Raw genomic sequence first — 22,545 nt, 5'->3', positions numbered from 1 at the left:
TATGTATTTGGCGAAATTATAGAGCCCCTCCAGGGCTGATGTCGATAGCTCTTATTTCTTTAGTGTTTACGAAGGTCCAGCTTCTATGTGTTTCGTTTCCGCTGGCTGCATGAACCTTTGTCTGGGCCGTTTTTCCGGGAAGTCCACCTGCATAAAGGCTGGAAGTCGGGTCAAGCATCAACCAGGAACCGTATTCATCAGTCAGGTAGTTTACATCGACATTTCCGTAGTAAGCCCTAACTCCTTCGACTGCAGCTTCTGATGCACCGGTTCCTTTGCCCATATAGACCGCTGCAAAGGCATGGCTGTCGGTCAGGTAGATTCGGGTTGTGCCTCCAACGGCCTCGATCATGGATGAGAGGAGAATTGCCTGGTCCTCACAGTCTCCGGCTCCTATCCTCAGAGTGACGTTGGCGGGCTCCCATACATCGTTACCCCTGGGATCACTGACGTATTCAATTTCCTCTTTTACCATGTCAAAGAGAGCACATACCTGATAAATATTGTATGCTCCCGGATATGCGCGAGCAACTTCGGCTGCCTTACCCCTAACATCAGGTTCGGCCGGTTCCACCAGTCGGTTTATGGTTTCAAAGTAAGAAGCAGGATTGTATCCGTACTTCGGAGCAAATTTTTCGGGCATTGGCTTAAGATCCGCAGTAAATCCTTTAAGGGAATATGGCTCGTATTCGTGCCATTTGCCTTCCGAAGACGAAGCGAGCAGCCAGAGGACGATATTAAAGCTGGCTTTTTCTTCTTCAGGAACCTGAACTGCGATCACTCCGAGATTTTGCTCTTCGCTGGGAGAAAGCAAAACTCCACATTCTTCCGAATAAATCCGGTTTTCGGAGGCATTAACCGAAATCCCATACCTCTCAATAAAGATAGGATTTCGTCCTTCGTTTTTGATATTGATTCTTATATAATTTACTCCGCCCTGGAAAAATTCTGAGGTCTGATAATTGCTGCTCAGGGAGAAGCCGGGCTGCAACGGGGTCCTCAGGATAGGAGCATGTTCGCTTTTTCGGGGGGAATATTTGGGTATTGCCGGGAAAGTAAATGAAGTCGGTTGAGGCGTAAATACGCTCTCCGGACTTTTTGAGTCCAGTCCTGAAAAAATATACCCTTTTACCTCATCCTTAAAATTATCAATCGAATCCGAAGACAGTACCCCGGTCATTGTGGCAAATACAACGTATATGCATAAAACAGCAGTTATTGAGGCTGCCTTTTTTCCTGAAACCCTTGAATCCCTCATTGGTCCCCTCCTGAACAAGAACACAGGCAGAACCTCTTTCCTGACCTATCAAACAGGATATCATATAGATAGCCTCTGCTCAGCTTCGTTTTAATGCAGGCTTTCAAAACCTGGTTTTCAGATTTCCGGCACTTAAACAAGTTTAAGGTCCCGCGTAACTTTGTCTATAATTTCTTCTTTTGCCGGCCCGATTCCAAGAACTGTGACTGTTCCCGACGGAATTTCCGTAAACCCTGCGTCCTGTATAAGAGCAGTAGGAAGTCCTTCCCGTCGAGCCTTTTCTTTAAGCTCGTAAAGGTCTTTAAGGGTGGGAACTTTCAGGACAACTTTTTTCTGCCCGCCTTCTTTCCATTTTTCAAGATCGCCTTTGTTTGCCCATTCTGCAGCAGAAATGGCAGCGTGGGCTACCTGTACTGCAAACTTGCCTTTGGAAAGCTTCAGGTCGTCCCGGGTAACTATACACTGTTTATATTCACTCATCCTTTGCCTCGGGTTTATTCAAGGTCCGCCTATTTCTTAAATGTTTTCGGTGTGGCTATCCGGGTCTGCTTTGAACATCGATTTTTATATCCCTGTTCAGACCATTTATATGGCAGATCCGGTCTCAAAGTAAATGTTATCAAGTTGATCTCAAAACTCAAAATTGCTTCTCTTAATCTCGTATTCTGAATAATCAAGATTTCTGATCATGACAATTATTCCTGAAACTTTTACTGATTGAGAATAAAATGGTTTTGGGATCAGCTCATCTTTCAAACTCTTTCTAAAACTCGCATGATATTATTTATGACTGATGTCATTTATAATTTTTTTCATAAACTTTGTTCTATGTACTCCAGAATATATCCGGCAGGGTTTATGCCCCATGCATCAAAAATACCTTTTCCTGATGGTGTTCCATTGACCTCGAGGACTAGAGATTTCTCTTTTGCATTGCTGTAACAACTGTAAATTTCTTTGTTAAGATTGTTCGTCAAATTTTCTATAATGTCAACACCTGCAAAAGCCGTGCCTATTGCAAGAGAAGCCTTTTCTGCAATTTCTTTTTGTTCTTCCGTAAGCACACAACGGTCTGCACTTCCTCCCTGGCTCAGGTTATTAACCCAGGAACCAGATGCAGCTTTACGGTAAATGGCCCCGATAGCAGTACCTCCAACAACAAAGGCTCTGATATCCCTTCCAGGGTTCTCTATGAACTTCTGGATATATAACATCCCTCTCTCTTCAAGCAGCTTTTGAAGATTCGCTTTCAGGGATAAGGGTTCCGCTTTCCTATCCGAAAACCGGATTTCCCCATCCTTAACTCTTGCAATGTCCTTTCCCTTATACCCGAATACAGGCTTTATGACAGCATCTTCGAACCCTGATATTGCTTCAAGGGCCGCCTCTATACTCTGCACTGCTATTGTTTTGGGTGTAGAGAGTCCGGCTTTTTCCAGGAGATAGGAAGCATGGTATTTATTTGCGGCATTTCTGATAGCCTCAGGAGAGTTAATAACCAGGAGGCCTTCGGCTTCCAGTTCCCGCAGGATATCAAACCTGAAAGATACTCCTTCAAAGGTTCCTGCACCTGCATCCCTTACAATGATGGCATCAAGGTCACAGAGATTTATATCTCTTATTTTAAAGGCAACCGTCGATTTTCTGGCTGCCGATTTAGCAGCTGTCGCATTTATGTCGACCTCTGCGGCCCTGAGATCCAGAGCAAAAGGAGAAAAACCTTTTTTCCTCGCTTCATTCATAAGTGCCCGCGCTGTCCAGTCTTCCGGGTCAGTGATTATGATCCCGATTTTTTTCATAAGGTATCATCTCGAAGATACCAGATCAAGTTTACGATAAGGAGATATGGAAGGCTTTTCAACTGTCTCATTGAGTGGATTTGGGTAAGGTAATTAGCTTCTCAGCAGGCCTATGGCTTCTCAGTAAACCTCCAGGATTCGAGTTTACTTTCATTTCTGCTCTGGAAGGGGTTCAAGGCCCTGCTTTTTGCGGTATTCGCTGATTGCGCTGTGGATAGCTTCCCTGGAAACGACTGAACACTCCAGTTTTCCGGGAGGCAGCCCTTCAAGGGCTTCAGCTACTGCGTCGTTTGTAAGCTCCCAGGCTTCTTTAAGGGTTTTGCCTTTTATCAGCTCAGTTGCCATGCTACTGGACGCAATTGCTGCTGCACAACCGAAAGTCTTGAACTTCACGTCTTCGATTCTATCATCCCGGATTTTCAGGAAAATTTTCATGTGATCCCCGTGCGGGTTTCCGGCTTCTCCAATGCCGTCAGCATCCTCAATTTCCCCTACGTTTCTCGGGTTCATGAAATGGTCCATAACTTTTTTATTATACACAAAATTCCCCACATTTATTACATTCTTATACGCTTTCGACTTATTTCTCACATGCAGTTGTTGGTTTATAGAAAGGAGACATAGCCCTCAGCTTTCCAACGATTTCAGGCAACACTTCCAGTACATAATCAACGTCTTCTTCGGAGTTTTCATCTCCTAGGGTCAGGCGAAGGGAACCCTGAGCTATTTCCGGAGGCAGCCCTATTGCCCTGAGCACATGCGAGGGTTCAAGAGAGCCTGAAGAACAGGCGCTGCCTGTAGAGCTGCAGATTCCCCTCTGATCGAGCATGAGAAGAAGAGATTCACCTTCAATGTACTCAAAACTGAAGTTCAGGTTGTCCGGAAGACGCTTTTCTGGGTGCCCGTTCAACATGCAGTCAGGAATTTCCAGGATTCCGGCAAGGAGACGGTCTCTCATTTTTTTTGTCCTCTCATTGTGCTTCTCCAGATTTGCTGTTGCAAGCTCTATTGCTTTTCCCAGGCCTACGATACCTGCGACGTTCTCGGTTCCTGCTCGCTTTTTTCGCTCCTGGCCGCCTCCATGCATGTAATTCTCAATTTCCGTCCCTTCCCGCAGATAAAGGGCTCCAATTCCTTTCGGCCCGTAGAACTTATGGGAAGAAAGGGAAAGCATGTCTACATTCCTATCTTTCTGCTTCATATCGAGGGGGATTTTACCTATAACCTGTACAGCATCTGTATGAAAAGGAATCCCATGCTCCTTCGCAATCTCACCTATTTCAGGAATCGGTTCTATAGTCCCGATTTCATTATTGGCGTACATAACCGAGATAAAGATAGTATCCTTCCTGACTGCAGCTTCCACCTCTGAAGGATCTACAAGCCCGTACCTGTCTACAGGCAGGTAAGTCACATCAAAACCCTTTGTTTGCAGGTATTCGCAGGGGTAGAGCACTGCGTGATGTTCTATTGGCGTAGTGATGATATGTTTTCCTTTTTTTCGTCTTGCAAAGGCTGTTCCCTTGATAGCCCAGTTATCGGACTCAGTCCCCCCTGAAGTGAAATATATCTCTTCAGGATTAGCCCCTATAGCCTTTGCAAGCTGCTCACGGGCGGTTTCGATTGCCTCTTTGCCTTCTCTTCCTATTGAGTACAGAGAAGAAGGATTCCCGAAATGTTCTTTCAAAAAAGGCAGCATAGCTTCAATTACTTCAGATTTTGTGAAAGTAGTAGCTGCGTGGTCCATGTAAACAAAGCGCTTTTCTCCCATCAGAATCCCCCTATGAAAATAGGGGTTTGCGCAATATGAATTTATTGTCTCACATACTATTCCCTGGAGTTTCTTCACCACGGGACTTTTTAAAAATTGTATTTCTTACTGGAAAACCTTATGTGTCCTGCTTACGCGCAAAGAAGCTATAAAATAAAAAATCTTCTGGCTCAGGAAAGATATATATAAGGAGATTTTGTAGTTCCGTTTCAATCAGGCGGAGGAAAAACAAACCTTGCTAAAAGAGTTCTCAATTATTCTGATCATATATTTCCTGGGCGAACTGCTACAGAAAATATCAGGGCTGCTGATTCCAGGTAACGTCGTGGGAATGCTCATCCTTTTCTTAGGCCTGTATACTGGCATAATTAAACTCAAGATGATAGGCAAAATAAGTGATTTTTTGCTTGATAACCTGGCTTTTTTCTTTCTCCCTGCAGGGGTCAGCCTTATAACCTGTTTTTCCCTGCTTGAAGGAAAATGGACTGCAATTCTTGAGGTTTCACTTATTTCTACCGTTGTAACACTGGGTGTGACAGGGCTTACAGTGGAATTCGTTAAAAAGTCCCTCGGGAAAAAGCCGGTAAAAGCAGCCTGTTTCGGGGAAAATGAAAGCTCACCTGAAATAAAAACGATAACGCACAGGTCTGAATGATAGGGCAGAAGAGGTGAACTGAAGTGCAGATATATTTTCTAAATGAATTTATCAAGAGGCCCCTGTTCGGGGTCTTACTCTCTTTAATAGCTTTCCAGGTAGGCACTCTGCTGTATAAGAAAACCCGGCTTTCCATCCTTAACCCCCTGCTTGTGGCTTCCATACTTGTAATGGTTTTTCTCTTTTATTTCGGAATCGATTTCGAGACTTACAACCTTGGAGGAGATTACATTTCCTTCTTTCTCGGGCCTGCAACCGTAGTTCTTGCAGTGCCTCTTTATAAAACAATCAGGTTGCTGAAAAGTAATGCCCTTCCGATCCTTGCAGGCATAAGTGCAGGTTGTATAGCTGGAATTTCAAGCATTCTGGCCCTTTCCAGCCTTTTAGGGCTTGATGAGGTCATAAGTAAATCCCTGGCTCCAAAATCCGTAACCACCCCTATAGGAATCGAGATTTCAAAACAGATCGGAGGCCTGCCTGCAATAACAGTAGCTGCAATCGTAATTACCGGAATCACAGGTGCTGTCCTGGGACCTTTCATCTGCCGCTGCTTCCGAATAAAAGATAAAGTCGCAGTCGGCATTGCAATTGGCACTGCATCTCATGCTCTTGGGACAACGAGAGCAATAGAACTTGGAGAAACTGAAGGGGCGATGAGCGGGCTTGCAATTGGGATCTCTGGCTTAATTACGGTTTTTTTGGTTCCTCTGCTGCTTTATCTTTTCAAACTCGTATCTTAATGTTTCTGTAATATATGCAGTCTCAGTAAAATACGATAAATAATGAAAATCTGGCAAAAATAAGGAAAAATTATATTTTTATATGTGAATTTATAATTAATTCATTCAAGATTCTATAAACGAAGGTGTGGAATCTGTACCCACATTTCTTTTCTTCCGGTTGCAGGTGCTTTCAGTGGTTCCAACTCAATCTAAAATCTATAATCACTCAAGGCTGGAAAACACTTAATAAAGGGAATTTGGAAATTGGTCCTCTTGAGCGAAGCAAAAAACAATGTTGTTTATCCATAAATTAGTCCTCTCGAGCGCAGCGAGAAGGACTGCGTACTGCAGAGTCGCAACTCTGCCGAGAAGGACTGCGTACTGCAGAGTCGCAACTCTGCCGAGAAGGACTGCGTACTGCAGAGTCGCAACTCTGCCGAGAAGGACCGCGTACTCCCGAGGCGCAATTCGGAAGGCGCAACTAGGGCGGGACCAGTGCATGTATTTCGTATGGACGCTTTACGGCTTATCTGAAATTCGCGTACGTCTTCATTTGCCACTGGCCTCTTTTCATCTTTTTTCTTATGATCCCTTTTGCTATTCCCACATAGATTTCCCTGATCTGGGGTATCAGCATGGAGAATCCTATTATATCGGACAGGAAACCCGGAGTTAGAAGGGCAAAGCTCCCAATTAACACGAAGAACCCGTGCAGGAGTTCGTTTCCAGGCATATAACCCCTGTTCGTTGCCTCCTGGATCTCGCGGAGCACGCGGAAGCCCTGGCTTTTTGCCAGGTATGCCCCCAGGCTTGCAGTAATCAGAATAATAAGTACGGTATTTAAGGCCCCGATCATTCCTCCTATTTTGATAAGCAGATAAATCTCGATAAAAGGAATAATCAGGAAAACAGAGAAGAGTTTAAGAAACATGCTGGTCATTTTCAAAACTTCGGATATTTATTAGATAATGATTAATGTTTATTAGTAGTACTAAAGGTTAGCTAGTACTAAAAGGATTCATTTTAAATATTGTAATTACGAGCTACTATTTTTCTCATATATTGTTTTTTGGAATCATTTTTCCGGAAGTTTTCTAAAGAAAAGGTATATTTGAAGAGCACATCTGATTTATTCTCGGAAAACCCGTTTTGTCAGGAAAGTACTGTTGTTTTAAGCAGGTAACTATTTTATTTAGCGACAAAAAGGGATAGTCTGTTATATGATAGTTATAATATCATGTTCGTAAACTAACGCACTATTAATTAACTTATTTTATATCTAAAATTTCATGCACTACTCACGCACTAATATATTCTATCAGATGTAAAATATACTCCGGATGTTACACTGATGGCTTTACCTATCCCCTAAAAAAGGTATTTACTTTTCTGAGGTGCCGGATACATGGACTTCGATGCAATTGACGACTTTGTATATAACATTATTGGGATAATCGGATCAGACCACAGAAACCTGTGCTCTGCAGTTAATTTTGCCCTGGAATATACGGGAAAAAAATCTTTTCCCCCTAAATTCTTGCTTGACCTCTCCAATGCATGCAAGCAGCAGAAAATGTTCACGGAACAATACGTTTTTGCAAAAGCTTGCTTCATACAGGCTTCCGAGAAACTCCGTGAAGACGCCTGCTTTGCATTGGGTAATGCAGCACATGTCCTGGGCTTTTCCACGGAAGCTGAAGCAAACTATCTGGAGATTCTAAAAGAAAATCCTGGTAATGCAGATGTCAGATGTGCATATGCCGAACTTCTTTTGGAACTCAGAAAGACCCCGGAAGCTGAAAAGGAATATAATACTGTACTTGAAACCTCCCCGCAGCATTTAAAAGCGAATGCTGGATATGCCTATCTTTTAGCCGAACGTGGGTATGTAAGTGAGGCAGAAGAATATTACTCGACGGCGCTTGCTGTTGATCCGGATTATGTCCCTGCAAGAGGCGGGTATGCAAACCTGCTTTTTGAACTCGGAAGGCTCAGAGATGCCGAAAAGGAATACAGGCTTGCAATGGAGCTGGACCCTGAAGACCCGAGCCTTCACCATAACTGCGGAGTCTTACTCTCTTTTCTGGGTCGTTCCTCAGAAGCTGAAATCGAATACAGAAAAGCTCTTTCCCTTAATCCGAGACACAGACGGACTCTCTTTAACTACGGAAACCTTCTTGCAAGAGAAGGCAGGGTTTCAGAAGCCGAAGCACAGTACGTGGAAGCCCTTGCCCTTGATCAAAACGATGCAAAGGTCCATTCCAATTATGCAAATCTTCTGGCTCGATTTGGAAGGCGGTATGAAGCTGAAATGGAATACAAAAAAGCTCTCCATCTGGACCCTGAAAGTGCAGAGGGGCATTACAGCTACGGAAACCTTCTTTCGGAAATGGGGCGATTATCCGAAGCCGAGGATGAATATAAGAAAGCTCTTGTCCTGAATCCTTATTATCCTCCCCTTCACTATAGTTACGGGCTTCTTATGAGAAAGATGAGGCGTTTTGACGAAGCCAAAATTCAGTATATGAAGGCCATGCAGCTCGACCCGGATATAGGAAGCAAAATGACTGAAACCTGGATTATTCTTGATTAAAGTAAAAATCAGGGTCTTATGTATCAGGTTTCATAATTTTATATAACATCCATTTCCGGCATTCTTTTTATTTTTAACTTTAGACCGGGAAAGACTACCAATCGGATTTTAGTGGGAAGTAAAGATTCAACATGAGTAAATTTCCGTTTACTCATCCTGATTTCCGAAAACAAACAGTTTTATCTCTCCTTTCTCAAACAGGGCAAAAGCAGCATCATTTCCGAGTCCGACGTAGTTAGGACAGGAAAAAAGGGAGAGAAGTTTTCCGTCGAACCACCACTGGTATCCTTTTTTAAGGGCTGTATGGCCTCTTATTATTCTTTTCAGATTATTTGTCTCTAAAAAGCCATCTACAATGTCAGGCCCGAATTCCTTTACAGTCGAACCTCTGATTGAAGTAGTGAGCCCTGGAAGTATCGAGGGGTCATTCCAGAGATAGGGAAAAGATTCTTCTTTCCTGATAGTAGTAACATTCCCGGTTCCGTTAATCCCACCATGTACACAGAACATATGCCCTGAAAGTACCGCTGCTACCGGCATCTTCTCATATGTCCGGCTGACTCTCAAGAGAAAACTCCTATCTAAACCTATTTCCTCAAAAAAGCCATAGTATAAGTTCATGTCCACACTTTCGTGATTCCCACGGAGCAGGAAAATATGCTGCGGGTCTTCAATTTTCATTCGGAAAAGCCTCAAAAGAATTTCGGTGCCCTGAAGGCCTCTATCCACATAGTCCCCCAGAAAAAGAATATTTTTACAGTTTATTTCTTCTCTTTTTCCTATTATGAATTCCAGAGCCTGCATGTCTCCGTGAATATCCCCAACAAGCATTATCGGTTCAGCATCAATTCGAAGCACTGCAAGCTCTGACTCGAGAATACTATCTATTTTAGGGAGAAGGAGTAGCAATTCTTCTTTTGCTGCAGTTTTCCTGGAGATCTTTTCTGATATCACGGAATCACCGATTTTTAAGGCCCGTTTGGAGAAGCCTGTCTGAAAACTTTTTCATATACTAGAGGGAATTTTTGTGCGATAAACGTTTCTGAGTCCCCTGGAGAAAGAGAAACTGCGGCTGCATCCGATATTTATTATCAGGTTCTGGATTTAAGTTTGTAAAGGCCAGACTTATAAGTTTCAAGGTCTAAAATCGGGTATTGATAATATTAAAAGTCCAGGCGATAAAAGAGGAATTATAAAACCTTTGTTTACAACATATATATCACTGGGAGTGTGAGATAATGGAACTTGATATCAGTGAGCAGGACCCTGAAGAAATGGACCTGACCGATGTTGTGCTTGAATACGATGAGCTTGTTTCTGCAATATCCATTCTGGAAAAACGGCGGGAGGAGTTGAGAACTCATATTCTCAATGCTCTGATGGAAAAGGACATCGATGTGCTTAGAATAGGAAATGTGGAGCTCAGGCGGCAGAAAGTTGAATGGAAGCTCTGGCAGGTAAACAGGCTAAAATCCTACCTTAAGAAGAGGGAACTCTGGAACATAGTCGAATCAGTTGACCGGAGAACTCTCAGTAAACTGATCGAAAAAGGAATCCTGACTGAAGAGGAACTTAAAGGTACCTATGATGTGGAGACAAGGTATAGTTTACATGTAGGTAGAGTCTGAAAGAGTTGGAACCAGGGCTTAAGAGTAATTCTAAGAGAGATTCCATAATAGCTGATACCGGAATAAACTGTTGACGATAGAACGGAAAACTTTTGACTATAAAAAGAAGCCTTAAAATCGGAGACAATTTTCGAGAATGTCTTTCAGATTTGTTTTCTCCATCTTTATCTCTTTTGGGTTTTATTTTTTAATTCATCCTTATTTCAGGTTTCCTCTATTTTTTATCTCCAATTTTTAATTTTTTTTCGGTTTTTGCACTCTGTACGAGGTTCTACCTTTTTGAATTTCTTAGATCCAATTTAATACAGCTAATTATTTATATACAGTCGAATAGATTCACTTTAGAGGCAAATTTCAGGAGGTTTTTATGCATGGAGATTGATGCTATAGACAAGCTGGTTTTTCATGTAATCGAACAGGTTGCAGCAGATAATTGTAATCTTGATAAGGTCATAGAGTTTGTCGTTTCCTTCTCAAATGAACATTTGCTTTCCCACGACATCCTGCTAAAACTCTCATTTATTTTTGATAACGATCGGATGTATAGAGAGAAATATGTAATTTCCAGGGCTTGCGCTTCACTGTTCTCAGGAAAGGTGCGGGAAGACGCCCTTATGGAGGCAGGAAAAACAGCTTTTCTGCTTGGATTTGAGGATCTTGCTACGCGGGAATTTGAAGATTTGCTCGAAGAAAAACCTGAAAATATCGAAGCTCTTTGTGTATATGGGACTGTTCTGGCCAGAAAGGGAAAATTGAATGCTGCTCGGATTCAGTACGAAAAGGCGCTGGAACTTCATCCTTTCCATGTCGATACGCTCTGCAATTACGGCTGCCTGCTTTACAGACTCAAAAGAATGGATGAAGCCAAAGAAGCATACCAGAGAGCCCTGATCCTCGATCCCGCGCATGTGAGCACCCACTGCAGGTATGGGATTCTACTTTCCAAACGTGGGCAAAAAATCGAAGCAAATTACCAATATATTAGGGCTCTTGAACTTGACCCTGACCACGTGGAATCCAATTTCCGTTATGCCCGTTTCCTTGAAGAAAAAGGAGAACCTCTCGAAGCCGAAAGACATTATATAGCAGCCCTCAAGGCAGACCCTGAAGATCCAAAACCTCATCTGTTCTATGCACGTTTGCTTGCAAATCACGGTTTTATCCATGGGGCAAGAGTACACTTCAGATATGCTCTTAAACTGAACCCTGAAGATGTTGAAGCCCACTGCGAGTACGCCAGGCTGCTTGCCAGATTTGGGCACAGGCATGAAGCCGAAGTCCAGTACAAAAAAGCTCTTGAGCTTGATCCGGGGCACTTCGGAACCCTGCGTGGATATGGAGATCTATTAAAAGAAAAAGGGCAGTATGCAGAAGCCGAAGAAATCTATAGGCAGGCAGAATCATTAAGCGGAGTGCCTGGTAACAAATTAATATAGCCTGACAGGTTCGATTTAATACAGCCTGACCGGCTCAATTCCCATTTTTTCCATCAGGCAGGCAGGAATATCCAGTACCTGCAGGACCGAATCTATAACAATTCCATCGGAAGTTGCTACGATCGCGTTATTTTCCGGATTTCCGCTGCCTGTTTTCAGTTCGAAATCAGCGGTTTTTGAAGTTTTAGCCTCTCCTGAAATCCCATATTCTTTCAGTTTACGGCGGATAAAACCTGTAAGTTCCCCACTCTTGCTGATCTGGGCGTCAAAGAGAAATACGGCTGATTTTGGGCCGGCTTCGGAAATAAATTTAAGTATAGTATCAAGGGCTTCTTCTATGTCTTCGGCCTGTTTTGCCTTGCTGAAATAGTAGCGGGTATCTCTTATGTATCCGTCATCGCAGAACCACATAGGTTCTTTTTTTAACAAACTGTCCACACTCAGGAGGACATTATACCCATCAAGGAGAAGGTTTCTATCCTTTATGCCTTTACAGGCCACTTTTTTATTAATTCTGGAAATTACTCTGTCTGGAGGTATAATTACCCTTGTGAGGATGTGCCGCTCTTCTACGCTGAGCTGGAAATGGTCAGCGACGAAACGGATAGTTGCAAACTTAGGGTAACCCCATCGGAGTATGCTCCGGATATCCCGGGCAGGCTTGAGCAATTTCTCTTTTAGATAAAGGCCGGAAAAATCAACCGAATTATCATGCAAACCTCTCATGCATAATTGTCTCCTTTTAGGAAGGAAGTTCTTTAAATGAGTGAAGATATATGTTCTATATACATATTTGCGTAAATAAAAATCACAATGTGTGATATCCGGCAGTCTATTTGCCTCTGGCGATTTTTGCTCCGGTTCTGTTCAATTTAAGGTTGTTTTCAGCCGTAGGCTAGCTTATGGCTCCGGCTGGAGGTTTATATTATGGAAGTATTATGGCTGGCTCAGGACGAAGTAAAAAGTGTTATGGATATGCATTCTGATATGCAGGTAGTGGAAAGAGCTTTCAGGCAGCATGGGCTTGGCAGGGTTCAGATGCCTCCCAAATCCTATCTTTACTATACGGCTTACAACGGGGATCTGCGGACAATGCCTGCATATCTTGAAGAAGAGAATATTACTGGCGTAAAAATCGTAAACGTCCACCCCGGGAATCCGGATCGCGGGCTTCCCACTGTAATGGCGCTCATCATCCTCATTTCTCCGGAAACAGGCGCTCCTGTAGCAATTATGGACGGAACCTACCTGACCGATATCCGAACCGGAGCCGCAGGAGGAATTGCCGCAAAATACCTTGCAAGAAAGGACTCAAAGGTCATCGGCCTGGTCGGGACCGGAAACCAAGCAAAGACCCAGCTCGAAGCTCTTTTTGAGGTTTTTGATCCCGAACTGGTAAAAATCACTTCAAGGACAAAAGAGAGCTGCGAACGGTTTATCCGGGAAATGGCAGACATTACTCCCTGCGAAATCCGTTACGAAGAAGAAGTTGAGGAGGTCTGCAACTGCGATATCCTTGTCACGACCACTCCGACCAGAAAACCAATCATAAAGGCCCAGTGGATCAAAGAAGGCACTCACATAAACGCAATAGGGGCCGATGCTGTGGGAAAAGAAGAACTTGACCCCGAACTTTTAATCCGCTCAAAGATCGTTGTGGATGATATTGTCCAGGCACTCCATTCAGGAGAAGTAAACGTTCCTATCTCCAAGCACTACATTTCGGAGAATGATATTCACGCTCAGCTCGGCGAAGTGATCACCGGCCTGAAACCAGGCAGGACAAGTGAGGAGGAAATTACGATTTTTGACTCAACAGGCCTTGCCATTCAGGACGTTGCAAGTGCGCATCTGGTTTATGTTAGGGCTGTCAGCAAGAAGCTTGGCAGGCAAGTCCGCATGTTCTGAAAATCGCTCAATATCTTTTTTGAAAATAAGTTTCATCAGGGTTTCATCAGGTATTCTGTTTAGAAGCACCTGAACATCCTGATGCCTGTATTTTTCAGACCCCTATTATCTCGTAGATTTTTTTCATGTCAAGATTCCGCTCGACCATATTTGCGAGTTCTTCATAGGCGTCGTTTTCTGTCGTGATATTTTCAGGCCTGTACTCAAGCCCTTTTTTCTCGAAGAGGTACTGCATAAGGGCATCTCTTACATTTCTGTTGTCAAAAAGTCCGTGCAGGTAAGTGCCAATTACCAGGCCGTCCTCGTCAATTGCACCGTCGTCCCCGAATATGTTGCGGCAGGAATCGGTGACACCCATATGGATTTCATACCCTTTGATCTCCTCCCCGTCTATGGAAGCCAGTATCGGGCCGCAACCATTCACTTTTTTCGTGACCTGGATTGTTTTCTTTTTGTATGCTCCGAACTTTGTCCCTATATCCAGAAGCTTCAGGCCTTCGAATTCTGCTTCAACCCCGTTTTCGATCCCAGAATCAAAAATTGTCCTGCCCAGCATCTGGTAGCCGCCGCAGATCCCGAAAATAGGAATTTTTCCTTTAAATGTCTGGATTTTCCCAGCCATGCCGCTTGCCTTAAGGTCGAGCAGATCGTTAACCGTATTCTTTGTGCCCGGGATCATGATCGCGTCCGGGGTTCCGAGTTCTTCGTCAAGATCCACATAGCGGATTTTAGCAAGCTCCTCCAGAGGTTCAAAGTCCGTGAAGTTAGAGATCCTGGGTAAGCGGATGACTGCGATCTCGATATCCTTTTTGGTTTCTGTGCTTTCTTTATCCTCAAGCGAAACCGAATCTTCTGAAGGGATATTAAGTTTGAAGTAAGGAAGGACTCCTAGTACCGGGATTCCGGTCTTTTCTTCAAGCTGTTTCAGGCCGGGTTTCAAAATTTCCAGGTCGCCCCTGAACTTATTGATAATAAATCCTTTGACGTTTTTCCGTACATCGTCAGGCAGAAGTGCAATTGTGCCGTAGAGGCTTGCAAAAACGCCTCCTCTTTCGATATCCCCTACAAGGATTATCGGAGCCTGCGTAAGCCTTGCAGTACCGACATTTACAATATCTCTTTCGTAGAGATTGATTTCGGCAGCTCCGCCCGCTCCTTCCATGACAATGATATCATGTTCCATGGAAAGCCTTTCAAGAGCTCCTTCAAGGACAGCATTCATCTCTGCAATGGAATCGTAGTACTGGCCTGCGCTTTTGTCAGCATAAGGCTCTCCTAGCAGGATTATCTGGGAAACACAGTCTCCTTTGGGTTTTAGAAGAACAGGGTTCATGTCGGCAGTGGGCTCGGTACCTGCGGCTTTTGCCTGGATTGCCTGGGCGATCCCGATTTCCTTTCCGTCCTTTGTGATCCAGGAATTCAGGCTCATATTCTGAGCCTTGAAGGGTGCAACCCTGTACTTTCTTGACAGGATTCTGCATATGGCAGTCACGACTGAACTTTTCCCAACATGGGAAGCGGTTCCCAGAATCAAGACGCTTTTCTTTTCCATTTTTACCACACCTTCTGCTCGGGCACTCATTTTTATATAATTTCAATAAATCGACAGTGATTCTTTTTCCGGCGGATGCAAATCAAGTAAACTTGTTTTCTTTTAATATTTATCTTCTTATACTTTAACTAAAGAATAAATACTTTCGGATTCACTTCAGGTTTTGTTTATTTACTCTGAAGAAATCTCGATTTTTCAGATTTTTTATCTTCTCAAGCTTTGTTTTTTTACTTTTATCTACCTTCCGTGTTTTTTCTCTACTTTCCACCCTTGTTCAGATTTTATTTTTCGTTTCTTTCCTTTTAATCGGGAAAACTGTAATTTCATCCGGTTACATTTCTTTTAAATAAGATCAAAACAATCTTTTTGATAATCGAATCGGGGAAAACAGACGATGAAAACCGCGCTTTTCTTACTTATTTTATCTATTATTTCAGCCACTCCAGTGTTTGCAGCAAATGGCTCTTCTGTCGGAGAAGCGAGCACAGCTCGTATAGCTGAACTTTATAGCGATCTTGAGTCCTTTGACGTGACTCTATATTCTGACCAGTCTGAAGAAAACCTGAGTCTTGAGATTCTTCTTGTCAGTTCCGAAGGAATGAATGAGAAAATACTTTCCAGACAGGTGTTTTCTGTTGACAGTCTTCCAGCGAATGCCGGAGTTATGAAGGTCGGCTGCTGGGATATAAGAAACCCTGAACGCGGAGCTTATGTCTCGAGGGCAAAGCTTCTTGAGGGGAAGCAGGTTCTTTCAGAGGCAGAGTATAACTTTGTTTACGGCAGCAACTCTGCATCGAGGCTTCAGGTTAATGACCTTGTCCCGAACTCCCAGGGAATCAGCGTTGCACTCTCTCCCAGGGAAGCCTCACTTTTTGATATCGAATATATGCTTATGAACGGCTCAGATGTCGCTTCTGTCACAAAAACCGAAAAATTATCCCTTACCAGTGTCCCGGATGTCTTTTCTACAACCTGGGGGACTCTTCTTGAAAACAATAAGGAGTACGTGGGCAGGGTAAAAATTCAGGTATATTCCCCGGAAAGAGATTTTATAACCTCAACAAGGAGGTTTACTGCCCGAGATAATGCTGAGATTACTGACATATTCCAGGATGAAACCGGAGCCAGTGCAACTGTTTTCGGGCGTTCTCAGGTACCTTTTGAAGGAAACCTGGTCTTTTCCGTATATGAACTGGCTGAGGTTTCAGGTAAAGTAAATTCCGAGCCCGTAGAATCTACCTTAGCAAGGGTTCCAGTGCTGCTAAATAATGATGATGAGACCGTTGAAGTTGCCTGGAGCCAGAGGCTTACGGAAGGAGTCTACAGGCTTGAGATAGAACTTCTCGGCAACGATGGAGATATTATTGAGCGCAGGGAAACCATAATCGAGTCCGATCTTTTCCCCTCTAATACGAGTGTAATAAACAGTTCTAATAACAGGGCAGTGAATCAGAGTGAGAAAGGTGGAAAAGACGTTCCTGGATTTTCTTTAGTTACAGGAATTACAGGGCTTGTCGCGTTAGCGATTTTTTTGAGGCAAAATAGAAGGTGAATGTTTTCACTTTACCTGCATGGCAATAAGAAAACATACACCTGCATACCGATATGGATACATAGAATATAAGATTAGATTCGAAGAAACTGCAAATTAAATTTGAGAGGAAACCCTTAGAAACAGAGCCGTGAACCCGATGCATTACGAACTATTCATTTCGCTCAGGCAGATTCGGGCAAGAAAGTTCCAGACCCTTCTATCAGTGGGAGCTATAGCCCTGGCAGTGATGGTGCTCACAGTTTCTCAGGCACTTATGGTTGGTTTTACGGGAGAACTTTATAACACTACCGTAAATAAACTTCCGCATGTCTCGATATCTCCAAAGGAAGGTGAAGATTACATTTACCTTTACAGGACACTTATTGAGGATATCAGCAAAATTGAAGGTGTTACTGCAGCTTCTCCATTTCTCACAGGAAAAGCTTCCTTCAGGTTCAAGACAAATTCCCGTAATGCCGAGCTGAAAGGAGTAGTCCCTTTACAGGAAAATTATATAAACTCTATTGAAGCCGATATGGTGGAAGGGAATTTCAGGGAACTCGAGTTTTCAAGAAATACAGTGGTAATTGGCTCGAAGCTGGCAGATAAGCTTGAGGTCAAGCTGGGCGATTCGGTTGATGTATCTTTTCCCAATGCAAATCCCCTTTCCCTGAGAGTTGTCGGCACCTTTCATACCGGCTCTCCTCTGGACGAGTCCCTTACTTATACGTCCCTGGATACTGCACAGGAGTTCTACAATATTTCTGATGTGGTTAATGGGATCTCTGTACGTCTTGAGGATTTTACCAGGGACAGGGAAATTGCTGCAGAGATCGGAAAAACAGGTTATAAGGCAAAAGGCTGGACAGAAACCAACCCGGCAATCCTTCGCACAATCGCTATCGAAAGCACTTCCAATAATGTTGTCCTTGGCCTGATTGTCGTCATCGCTTCTTTTGGCGTGGTAAGCACCCTGAACCTCTCGGTCATCGGCGCCACAAGCCAGATAGGCATGCTCCGTGCTATGGGTGCCACAGTTTCAAGTATCCGGACAATCTTCATTCTTCAGAGCGGCATTCTCGGTCTAGCGGGTGCCCTTGTGGGTACACTTACAGGAATTGTAATAGCCCTTGCAATAGGCCAGTACGAAATGCCAGCCGCTTCGTCAGAACTTTACGGTGGCCTTACAACTATTCCTATTATAATCCGAGTCGGGGATATTCTTGTCATTATTATTGCTGTTTTTCTGCTGAACTTGATTGCAGGAATTTACCCTGCCCAGCAGGCGGCAAAATTGGATCCTGTGAAGGCTATAAGTTCGAGGTGAATCGAGTGGAATATATTCAACGGTTCTTTTCATAATCTGGCTAAATTAAATTTAAAAATACTTTAGAGATATCTTGCAAATTATTAACAGATTTTTCTTTCATTTTTCCGTTTTTGCGCGTTCACTCTATATAATTTACATCAGTAAAAAAATAGCAACGCGGTTAAAATAATTGCTCTCATTAAACATTTCAACGTCAACTAATATCTCTCCAGGCTTAAAATTTAATTCCCGTTAATTATATATCGTTTTTGACTAATGTTTACATACTTCAGTATAGCGAACAAGAGCGAACAAAAAACCTTGTGCAGAATTCTCATCAACTGATCACTGTATGAGAATTCTCTTTTTCCGTTTTTTCTATTATATAAGATCCGAATAATCCTTTCATATATTTTATATATTATCTTTAATAATCTTTTTATATTGTGATTGATATTTTTTTTATATTGTGATTTTTACATAATTTACTTTTATCTCGAAAAAATTTCTAATTTATTTATTCTCTTTAATATCTGGAAGAATCTGCAGTAAATCGTATCAGGCAGAATATATTTATAAAATCTTTTAAACATAGGGCTGATCCCAAAACTAAAAATTCCGTCTCTAAATCTCGTATTCTGAATAATCAATCAAGATTTCCGATCGTGAAAATTATTTCTGAAACTTTTACTGATTGAGAATCAAACTGGTTTTGGGATAAGCTCATATTTTAATTAGTGGTGCTCAATACAAATATTTATATTGATTATTAGATATATATAATGTAATGGACAACAGTATAGAATACCATCTTTACCGTGAAGCCCTTGATAACGAAAGATCTGCATGGGGAAGGAGAACTGCCATAAAACGGCTCTGCGACTGTAGAACCGAGGAATCTCTATACTACCTTAATGAGATTGTAGTTGACAGGTATTGTCTGGTGCCTGATTGGCTCAAAAGGATTGCAAGAGAATATTACGTATCTCTGTGCCTCGAATTTCTTTGAATATTAATTTTTTAAGAGGTCAGATTTTGCAGGCTTTCTTTTGAAAAATGTATATCTCTGCTGAACAATAATGCATGCCGTATTATTCTTTCTGTTTTTTAAGATAACCGATTTTCAAAATAAGAGATTATCGGTTTATCTGATACCTGCGGGATAGTAATTACCTAAAGTTTATATGGAATTACCCCAATTCTTTGATAATTCTCAGGAACCGCTACGTTTAAGCTATACAGATTTACCTAAGTTATACATGTTTCATTTACTCCTGAGCTACCATCTTCGGTTCCTGTAACGAGCCAACAAGTAATTATTTCCATTAAAAATTTTAATTTAATATTTAATAATTTTATTAGATTTTGGGTTTTTTGTAAATGAGCTGGTCCTAAAACTAGAAAAATTCCGTCTCTGAATCTTGTATTCTGAATAATTATTCAAGGTTTCTGATCATGAAAATTATTTCTGAAACTCTTAATGATTGAGAATAAAATTGGTTTTGGAATGAACTCAATATTAAATCTTAAGTTGCTGGTAACTATCGCAGGGTGGATTGTACGATGAGCAGGGATACTGAAAAATCTTTAGGGGGCCCGGCAATAGTCTTGGTGGGCATTGGAGCTGTATTAGATGTTATTTTATTCTACTTTATGTTTAAATATGCTGATGAGGAAAACCTGTTTATGGTTCTCTTAAGTGCAGCTTTGATAGGAGTTATTGCAATAGGGATTGCTAAAGGCCTTATTTCTATATCCAGGCGTAGTTATAATAAATGATTTCGAATAAGTGGGACTGAATAGTGAATAAATAGTGACTGAAATCAGGGCAACTAACATATTAAAGAGTAATAAAAGCATTATTCCCATCTAACTTCTATTCTTTTATTCCGTTTAGTTTCCATTCTTTACTCATTCAAGGCTCGATTTAAGGTATTGGAAGAACCCTTTTCTTAAAATTTTGAAATTTCTTAACAGCTATTTTTACGGAATTACTTAAAATAATATGAAGGTTAATATGTTACCTCAGTTTATCATTTACTCTTCATCTTCTAAGTTTTTCTTAAGGCTTGGCTAGCGATTTCAGCACCCAGAAAAAACAGAACGTCTGGATTCAGGGGAAATAAATTATAATGACAAACTTACAATCATATGATAACTAAATGGAAGGAATTTATTCATGCAGTTAAAACTAGAACATTTTAACATAAAAATAGGGCAGCACAAAGCTTTGTTTAATATTGCCGATGCTAAAGAACTTGGAATTTATCCGGGAGATAGGGTCCGCATCCGCGGACACAACAGCCTTTCCGCTATTGTAGACACGACAGATGATATGGTTCCTCCAGGTACACTGGGAGTCTTTTCCGAAGTTTACGAGCATTTTCAGGATTGGGACCAGCCGGTCGAAGTTGTTCCGGCATTCCGCTCAAAATCTGCAAGCGTTATCAAGAAAATTATGGATAAAAAACCTGTTGTGCAGGATGATCTTAAAACGCTTGTAAACGATATAGTGGAAGAAAACCTCAGTGATATCGAACTCTCAGCTTTTATAACATCTTCTTACATTCACGGAATGACCGATGACGAGGTCGAATGGCTGACGAGGGCTATGATCGACAGCGGGGACAGGATTGAGTTTGATACTCATCCCATAATGGACAAGCACTCGATAGGAGGAGTGCCCGGAAACAAGATCTCTCTCCTGGTCGTTCCCATTATTGCCGCAAATGGGCTTCTTATCCCAAAGACAAGTTCCAGGGCAATCACAGGTGCAGGTGGGACTGCAGATCTCATGGAAGTGCTCTGTCCCGTAGAGTTCAGCTCCCAGGAGGTCAAGGAGATAACAGAGAAAGTGGGAGGTGCTCTTGTATGGGGCGGGGCTACCAATATCGCACCTGCCGATGACAAACTTATAAGAATTGAGTACCCTCTTTCTATTGATCCTTACTACCAGATGCTTGCCTCAATTATGGCAAAAAAGGGAGCCATAGGGGCCGACAATGTGGTAATGGATATCCCAGTCGGGCCAAGTACAAAAGTTCCAACTGTTCAGGAAGGGCAGAAATTGGCAAGAGACCTGATTAACCTTGGCCACAGGCTCGGAATGAATGTCGAATGTGCTATAACTTACGGTTCGTCTCCTATTGGAAGGAAAGTAGGACCCTCGCTGGAAGTCCGGGAAGCTCTGAAAGTGCTGGAAAGCATGGAAGGCCCAAACAGCCTTATTGAAAAGAGTTCTGCTCTTGCGGGTATCCTGCTGGAAATGGGGGGTGCAGCTCCAAGAAACCGTGGAAAGGAAATTGCACTGGAAACACTAAGGAGCGGAAAAGCTCTCGAAAAGATGAAGCAGATTATCGAAGCTCAGGGAGGAGATCCGAATATTACATCGAATGATATTCAGGTTGGGCAATATACTGCTGAGATTCTTGCTTCTACAGAAGGATATGTTATCGAATTTGACAATAAGTGGATTATTGAAATTGCCAGGCTTGCAGGGGCTCCCAGCGACAAAGGAGCCGGGGTTGCTATCCATAAGAAGATGGGGGAATCAGTTAAAAAGGGAGACTCGATCCTTACGATCTATGCTGAAAAAGAGTTCAAGCTCGAGACCGCATTGACAACAGCCCAGAGAACAAATCCGATAATTGTCGAAGGCATGCTTCTGAGAAGAATCCCTGGAATTTATGGGTTCCAGTAATTTTCTCCCATTTTCTTTTTTAGTGAAATCCTTTAATACCTTGTCCGGGTTTTAGCACGAGCATGAAAAGGATTGTTTTGTTGCGCCTGGGGCACCGCCCCGAAAGGGATAAAAGAATTACCACTCACGTCGGATTAACTGCCAGGCTGCTAGGTGCAGAGGGTATGCTCCTCGCTTCGGATGACCTCGGAATAGTGCAGACTCTTGAGGATGTTGTCAGGCGCTGGGGTGGGGACTTCTACATTAAAAATAATGTCAATTTTAAACAGGAAATCAGGGAATGGAAAGCTGAAGGTGGAAAAGTCTGCCACCTTTCTATGTATGGGGTCAATCTGCCCGCTGTTACTGATGAGCTTAAAAAGTGTGACAGACTTATGATAGTTGTTGGCGCCGAGAAAGTTCCTCCTGAGATTTACCAGCTCGCTGACTGGAATGTTGCAGTCGGAAGCCAGCCGCATTCTGAAGTTGCGGCAGTTGCGATTACCATGGATAGGATTGCAGATGGTGAGCCACTTGAAAAAGAGTTTCGCGGTGCTGAACTGACGATTATCCCTACAAAAAGGGGCAAACAAGTTATCGAGAATATCGGGGACTAACTCAGCTCCCTTTTCACTTTCCTTATAATTCAGATCCTTTAATGCTCCTTTAATTCTTCAGTATACTTTTTTTGCGGCTAATTT

Annotated in this window: 21 protein-coding genes; 12 read left to right on the top strand and 9 right to left on the bottom strand. The window is 42.5% G+C overall.

Annotated elements, in window-relative coordinates:
• Window positions 1–16: 16 nt before the first annotated feature.
• The 5 genes from RG963_RS02380 to nifS all read right to left on the bottom strand — a co-directional run bounded on the left by RG963_RS02380 (window position 17) and on the right by nifS (window position 4,828).
• Window positions 17–1,258: a transglutaminase-like domain-containing protein gene (locus RG963_RS02380; RefSeq protein ID WP_310574676.1), complete on the bottom strand. Its 1,242-nt coding sequence runs from the start codon at window positions 1,256–1,258 to the stop codon at window positions 17–19.
• Window positions 1,259–1,390: 132 nt separating this feature from the next.
• Entirely contained in the window at window positions 1,391–1,738 is a 348-nt protein-coding gene (gene pth2 / locus RG963_RS02375; RefSeq protein WP_310574675.1) for a peptidyl-tRNA hydrolase Pth2, read from the bottom strand.
• 332 nt (window positions 1,739–2,070) lie between these two features.
• Entirely contained in the window at window positions 2,071–3,057 is a 987-nt protein-coding gene (mptN, locus tag RG963_RS02370; protein WP_310574674.1) for a tetrahydromethanopterin:alpha-L-glutamate ligase, read from the bottom strand.
• A 150-nt stretch (window positions 3,058–3,207) separates the two neighbouring features.
• Window positions 3,208–3,597 (bottom strand): Fe-S cluster assembly scaffold protein NifU, encoded by a 390-nt coding sequence (nifU, locus tag RG963_RS02365; RefSeq protein ID WP_310574673.1) that lies wholly within the window; start codon window positions 3,595–3,597, stop codon window positions 3,208–3,210.
• A 40-nt stretch (window positions 3,598–3,637) separates the two neighbouring features.
• A complete protein-coding gene (gene nifS, locus RG963_RS02360) occupies window positions 3,638–4,828 on the bottom strand; it encodes a cysteine desulfurase NifS (protein WP_310574672.1) in 1,191 nt (396 codons plus the stop codon).
• Window positions 4,829–5,063: 235 nt separating this feature from the next.
• Between nifS and RG963_RS02355 the strand changes: the two genes are divergently transcribed.
• Both RG963_RS02355 and RG963_RS02350 read left to right on the top strand, forming a co-directional pair.
• Entirely contained in the window at window positions 5,064–5,483 is a 420-nt protein-coding gene (locus RG963_RS02355; protein ID WP_310574671.1) for a CidA/LrgA family protein, read from the top strand.
• 23 nt (window positions 5,484–5,506) lie between these two features.
• Entirely contained in the window at window positions 5,507–6,223 is a 717-nt protein-coding gene (locus RG963_RS02350) for an LrgB family protein (protein WP_310574670.1), read from the top strand.
• A 508-nt stretch (window positions 6,224–6,731) separates the two neighbouring features.
• Here RG963_RS02350 and RG963_RS02345 read toward each other — a convergent pair.
• Window positions 6,732–7,145 carry an FxsA family protein gene (locus RG963_RS02345; RefSeq protein WP_310574669.1) on the bottom strand — a complete coding sequence of 138 codons (414 nt, stop codon included), beginning with the start codon at window positions 7,143–7,145 and terminating at the stop codon, window positions 6,732–6,734.
• A 465-nt stretch (window positions 7,146–7,610) separates the two neighbouring features.
• Between RG963_RS02345 and RG963_RS02340 the strand changes: the two genes are divergently transcribed.
• On the top strand, window positions 7,611–8,798 hold the full coding sequence (locus RG963_RS02340; protein ID WP_310574668.1) for a tetratricopeptide repeat protein: 1,188 nt from the start codon (window positions 7,611–7,613) through the stop codon (window positions 8,796–8,798).
• Window positions 8,799–8,945: 147 nt separating this feature from the next.
• Here RG963_RS02340 and RG963_RS02335 read toward each other — a convergent pair whose 3' ends face one another.
• Window positions 8,946–9,752, bottom strand: a complete 807-nt coding sequence (locus RG963_RS02335; protein WP_310574667.1) for a metallophosphoesterase — start codon at window positions 9,750–9,752, stop codon at window positions 8,946–8,948.
• Window positions 9,753–10,036: 284 nt separating this feature from the next.
• On the opposite strand from RG963_RS02335, the gene RG963_RS02330 reads away from it, so the two are divergent.
• A complete protein-coding gene (locus RG963_RS02330) occupies window positions 10,037–10,426 on the top strand; it encodes a hypothetical protein (protein WP_310574666.1) in 390 nt (129 codons plus the stop codon).
• Window positions 10,427–10,797: 371 nt separating this feature from the next.
• Entirely contained in the window at window positions 10,798–11,862 is a 1,065-nt protein-coding gene (locus RG963_RS02325; protein ID WP_310574665.1) for a tetratricopeptide repeat protein, read from the top strand.
• Between the two features lie 15 nt (window positions 11,863–11,877).
• Here RG963_RS02325 and RG963_RS02320 read toward each other — a convergent pair whose 3' ends face one another.
• Window positions 11,878–12,588, bottom strand: coding sequence for a DUF434 domain-containing protein (locus tag RG963_RS02320; protein ID WP_310574664.1), 711 nt, complete (start codon window positions 12,586–12,588; stop codon window positions 11,878–11,880).
• A gap of 201 nt (window positions 12,589–12,789) precedes the next feature.
• Here RG963_RS02320 and ala point away from each other — a divergent pair, with 201 nt between their 5' ends.
• The gene (ala, locus tag RG963_RS02315) at window positions 12,790–13,770 is read left to right on the top strand and encodes an alanine dehydrogenase (RefSeq protein ID WP_310574663.1); all 981 of its coding nucleotides are present in this window, start codon (window positions 12,790–12,792) and stop codon (window positions 13,768–13,770) included.
• A 94-nt stretch (window positions 13,771–13,864) separates the two neighbouring features.
• On the opposite strand, the gene RG963_RS02310 is transcribed toward ala, so the two are convergent.
• Window positions 13,865–15,322 carry a cobyric acid synthase gene (locus RG963_RS02310; protein WP_310574690.1) on the bottom strand — a complete coding sequence of 486 codons (1,458 nt, stop codon included), beginning with the start codon at window positions 15,320–15,322 and terminating at the stop codon, window positions 13,865–13,867.
• A gap of 394 nt (window positions 15,323–15,716) precedes the next feature.
• On the opposite strand from RG963_RS02310, the gene RG963_RS02305 reads away from it, so the two are divergent.
• The 6 genes from RG963_RS02305 (at window position 15,717) to RG963_RS02280 (ending at window position 22,461) form a co-directional block, all read left to right on the top strand.
• Window positions 15,717–16,874 (top strand): hypothetical protein, encoded by a 1,158-nt coding sequence (locus tag RG963_RS02305; RefSeq protein WP_310574662.1) that lies wholly within the window; start codon window positions 15,717–15,719, stop codon window positions 16,872–16,874.
• A 139-nt stretch (window positions 16,875–17,013) separates the two neighbouring features.
• Window positions 17,014–18,183: an ABC transporter permease gene (locus RG963_RS02300; protein ID WP_310574661.1), complete on the top strand. Its 1,170-nt coding sequence runs from the start codon at window positions 17,014–17,016 to the stop codon at window positions 18,181–18,183.
• Window positions 18,184–18,952: 769 nt separating this feature from the next.
• The gene (locus RG963_RS02295) at window positions 18,953–19,174 is read left to right on the top strand and encodes a hypothetical protein (protein ID WP_310574660.1); all 222 of its coding nucleotides are present in this window, start codon (window positions 18,953–18,955) and stop codon (window positions 19,172–19,174) included.
• A 554-nt stretch (window positions 19,175–19,728) separates the two neighbouring features.
• Window positions 19,729–19,944 carry a hypothetical protein gene (locus RG963_RS02290; RefSeq protein WP_310574659.1) on the top strand — a complete coding sequence of 72 codons (216 nt, stop codon included), beginning with the start codon at window positions 19,729–19,731 and terminating at the stop codon, window positions 19,942–19,944.
• A 400-nt stretch (window positions 19,945–20,344) separates the two neighbouring features.
• The gene (locus RG963_RS02285; protein ID WP_310574658.1) at window positions 20,345–21,865 is read left to right on the top strand and encodes an AMP phosphorylase; all 1,521 of its coding nucleotides are present in this window, start codon (window positions 20,345–20,347) and stop codon (window positions 21,863–21,865) included.
• A 62-nt stretch (window positions 21,866–21,927) separates the two neighbouring features.
• A complete protein-coding gene (locus RG963_RS02280; RefSeq protein WP_310574657.1) occupies window positions 21,928–22,461 on the top strand; it encodes a tRNA (cytidine(56)-2'-O)-methyltransferase in 534 nt (177 codons plus the stop codon).
• Window positions 22,462–22,545: the final 84 nt, after the last annotated feature.

The sequence above is a fragment of the Methanosarcina baikalica genome, from assembly GCF_031461075.1.
In the GTDB taxonomy this organism is placed as follows: Archaea; Halobacteriota; Methanosarcinia; order Methanosarcinales; family Methanosarcinaceae; genus Methanosarcina; species Methanosarcina baikalica.
The sequence above is the reverse complement of the archived record's forward strand: the minus strand, read 5'-3'. Positions and strand labels throughout refer to the sequence as shown.

Coding starts and splice junctions, on each gene's coding strand:
- RG963_RS02295 (WP_310574660.1), top strand. CDS start 18,953: ATGGACAACAGTATAGAATACCATCTTTACCGTGAAGCCCTTGATAAC.
- ala (WP_310574663.1), top strand. CDS start 12,790: ATGGAAGTATTATGGCTGGCTCAGGACGAAGTAAAAAGTGTTATGGAT.
- pth2 (WP_310574675.1), bottom strand. CDS start 1,738: ATGAGTGAATATAAACAGTGTATAGTTACCCGGGACGACCTGAAGCTT.
- RG963_RS02290 (WP_310574659.1), top strand. CDS start 19,729: ATGAGCAGGGATACTGAAAAATCTTTAGGGGGCCCGGCAATAGTCTTG.
- RG963_RS02305 (WP_310574662.1), top strand. CDS start 15,717: ATGAAAACCGCGCTTTTCTTACTTATTTTATCTATTATTTCAGCCACT.
- RG963_RS02310 (WP_310574690.1), bottom strand. CDS start 15,322: ATGGAAAAGAAAAGCGTCTTGATTCTGGGAACCGCTTCCCATGTTGGG.
- RG963_RS02285 (WP_310574658.1), top strand. CDS start 20,345: ATGCAGTTAAAACTAGAACATTTTAACATAAAAATAGGGCAGCACAAA.
- mptN (WP_310574674.1), bottom strand. CDS start 3,057: ATGAAAAAAATCGGGATCATAATCACTGACCCGGAAGACTGGACAGCG.
- RG963_RS02345 (WP_310574669.1), bottom strand. CDS start 7,145: ATGACCAGCATGTTTCTTAAACTCTTCTCTGTTTTCCTGATTATTCCT.
- RG963_RS02300 (WP_310574661.1), top strand. CDS start 17,014: ATGCATTACGAACTATTCATTTCGCTCAGGCAGATTCGGGCAAGAAAG.
- RG963_RS02280 (WP_310574657.1), top strand. CDS start 21,928: ATGAAAAGGATTGTTTTGTTGCGCCTGGGGCACCGCCCCGAAAGGGAT.
- RG963_RS02330 (WP_310574666.1), top strand. CDS start 10,037: ATGGAACTTGATATCAGTGAGCAGGACCCTGAAGAAATGGACCTGACC.
- RG963_RS02380 (WP_310574676.1), bottom strand. CDS start 1,258: ATGAGGGATTCAAGGGTTTCAGGAAAAAAGGCAGCCTCAATAACTGCT.
- RG963_RS02325 (WP_310574665.1), top strand. CDS start 10,798: ATGGAGATTGATGCTATAGACAAGCTGGTTTTTCATGTAATCGAACAG.
- RG963_RS02320 (WP_310574664.1), bottom strand. CDS start 12,588: ATGAGAGGTTTGCATGATAATTCGGTTGATTTTTCCGGCCTTTATCTA.
- nifS (WP_310574672.1), bottom strand. CDS start 4,828: ATGGGAGAAAAGCGCTTTGTTTACATGGACCACGCAGCTACTACTTTC.
- RG963_RS02340 (WP_310574668.1), top strand. CDS start 7,611: ATGGACTTCGATGCAATTGACGACTTTGTATATAACATTATTGGGATA.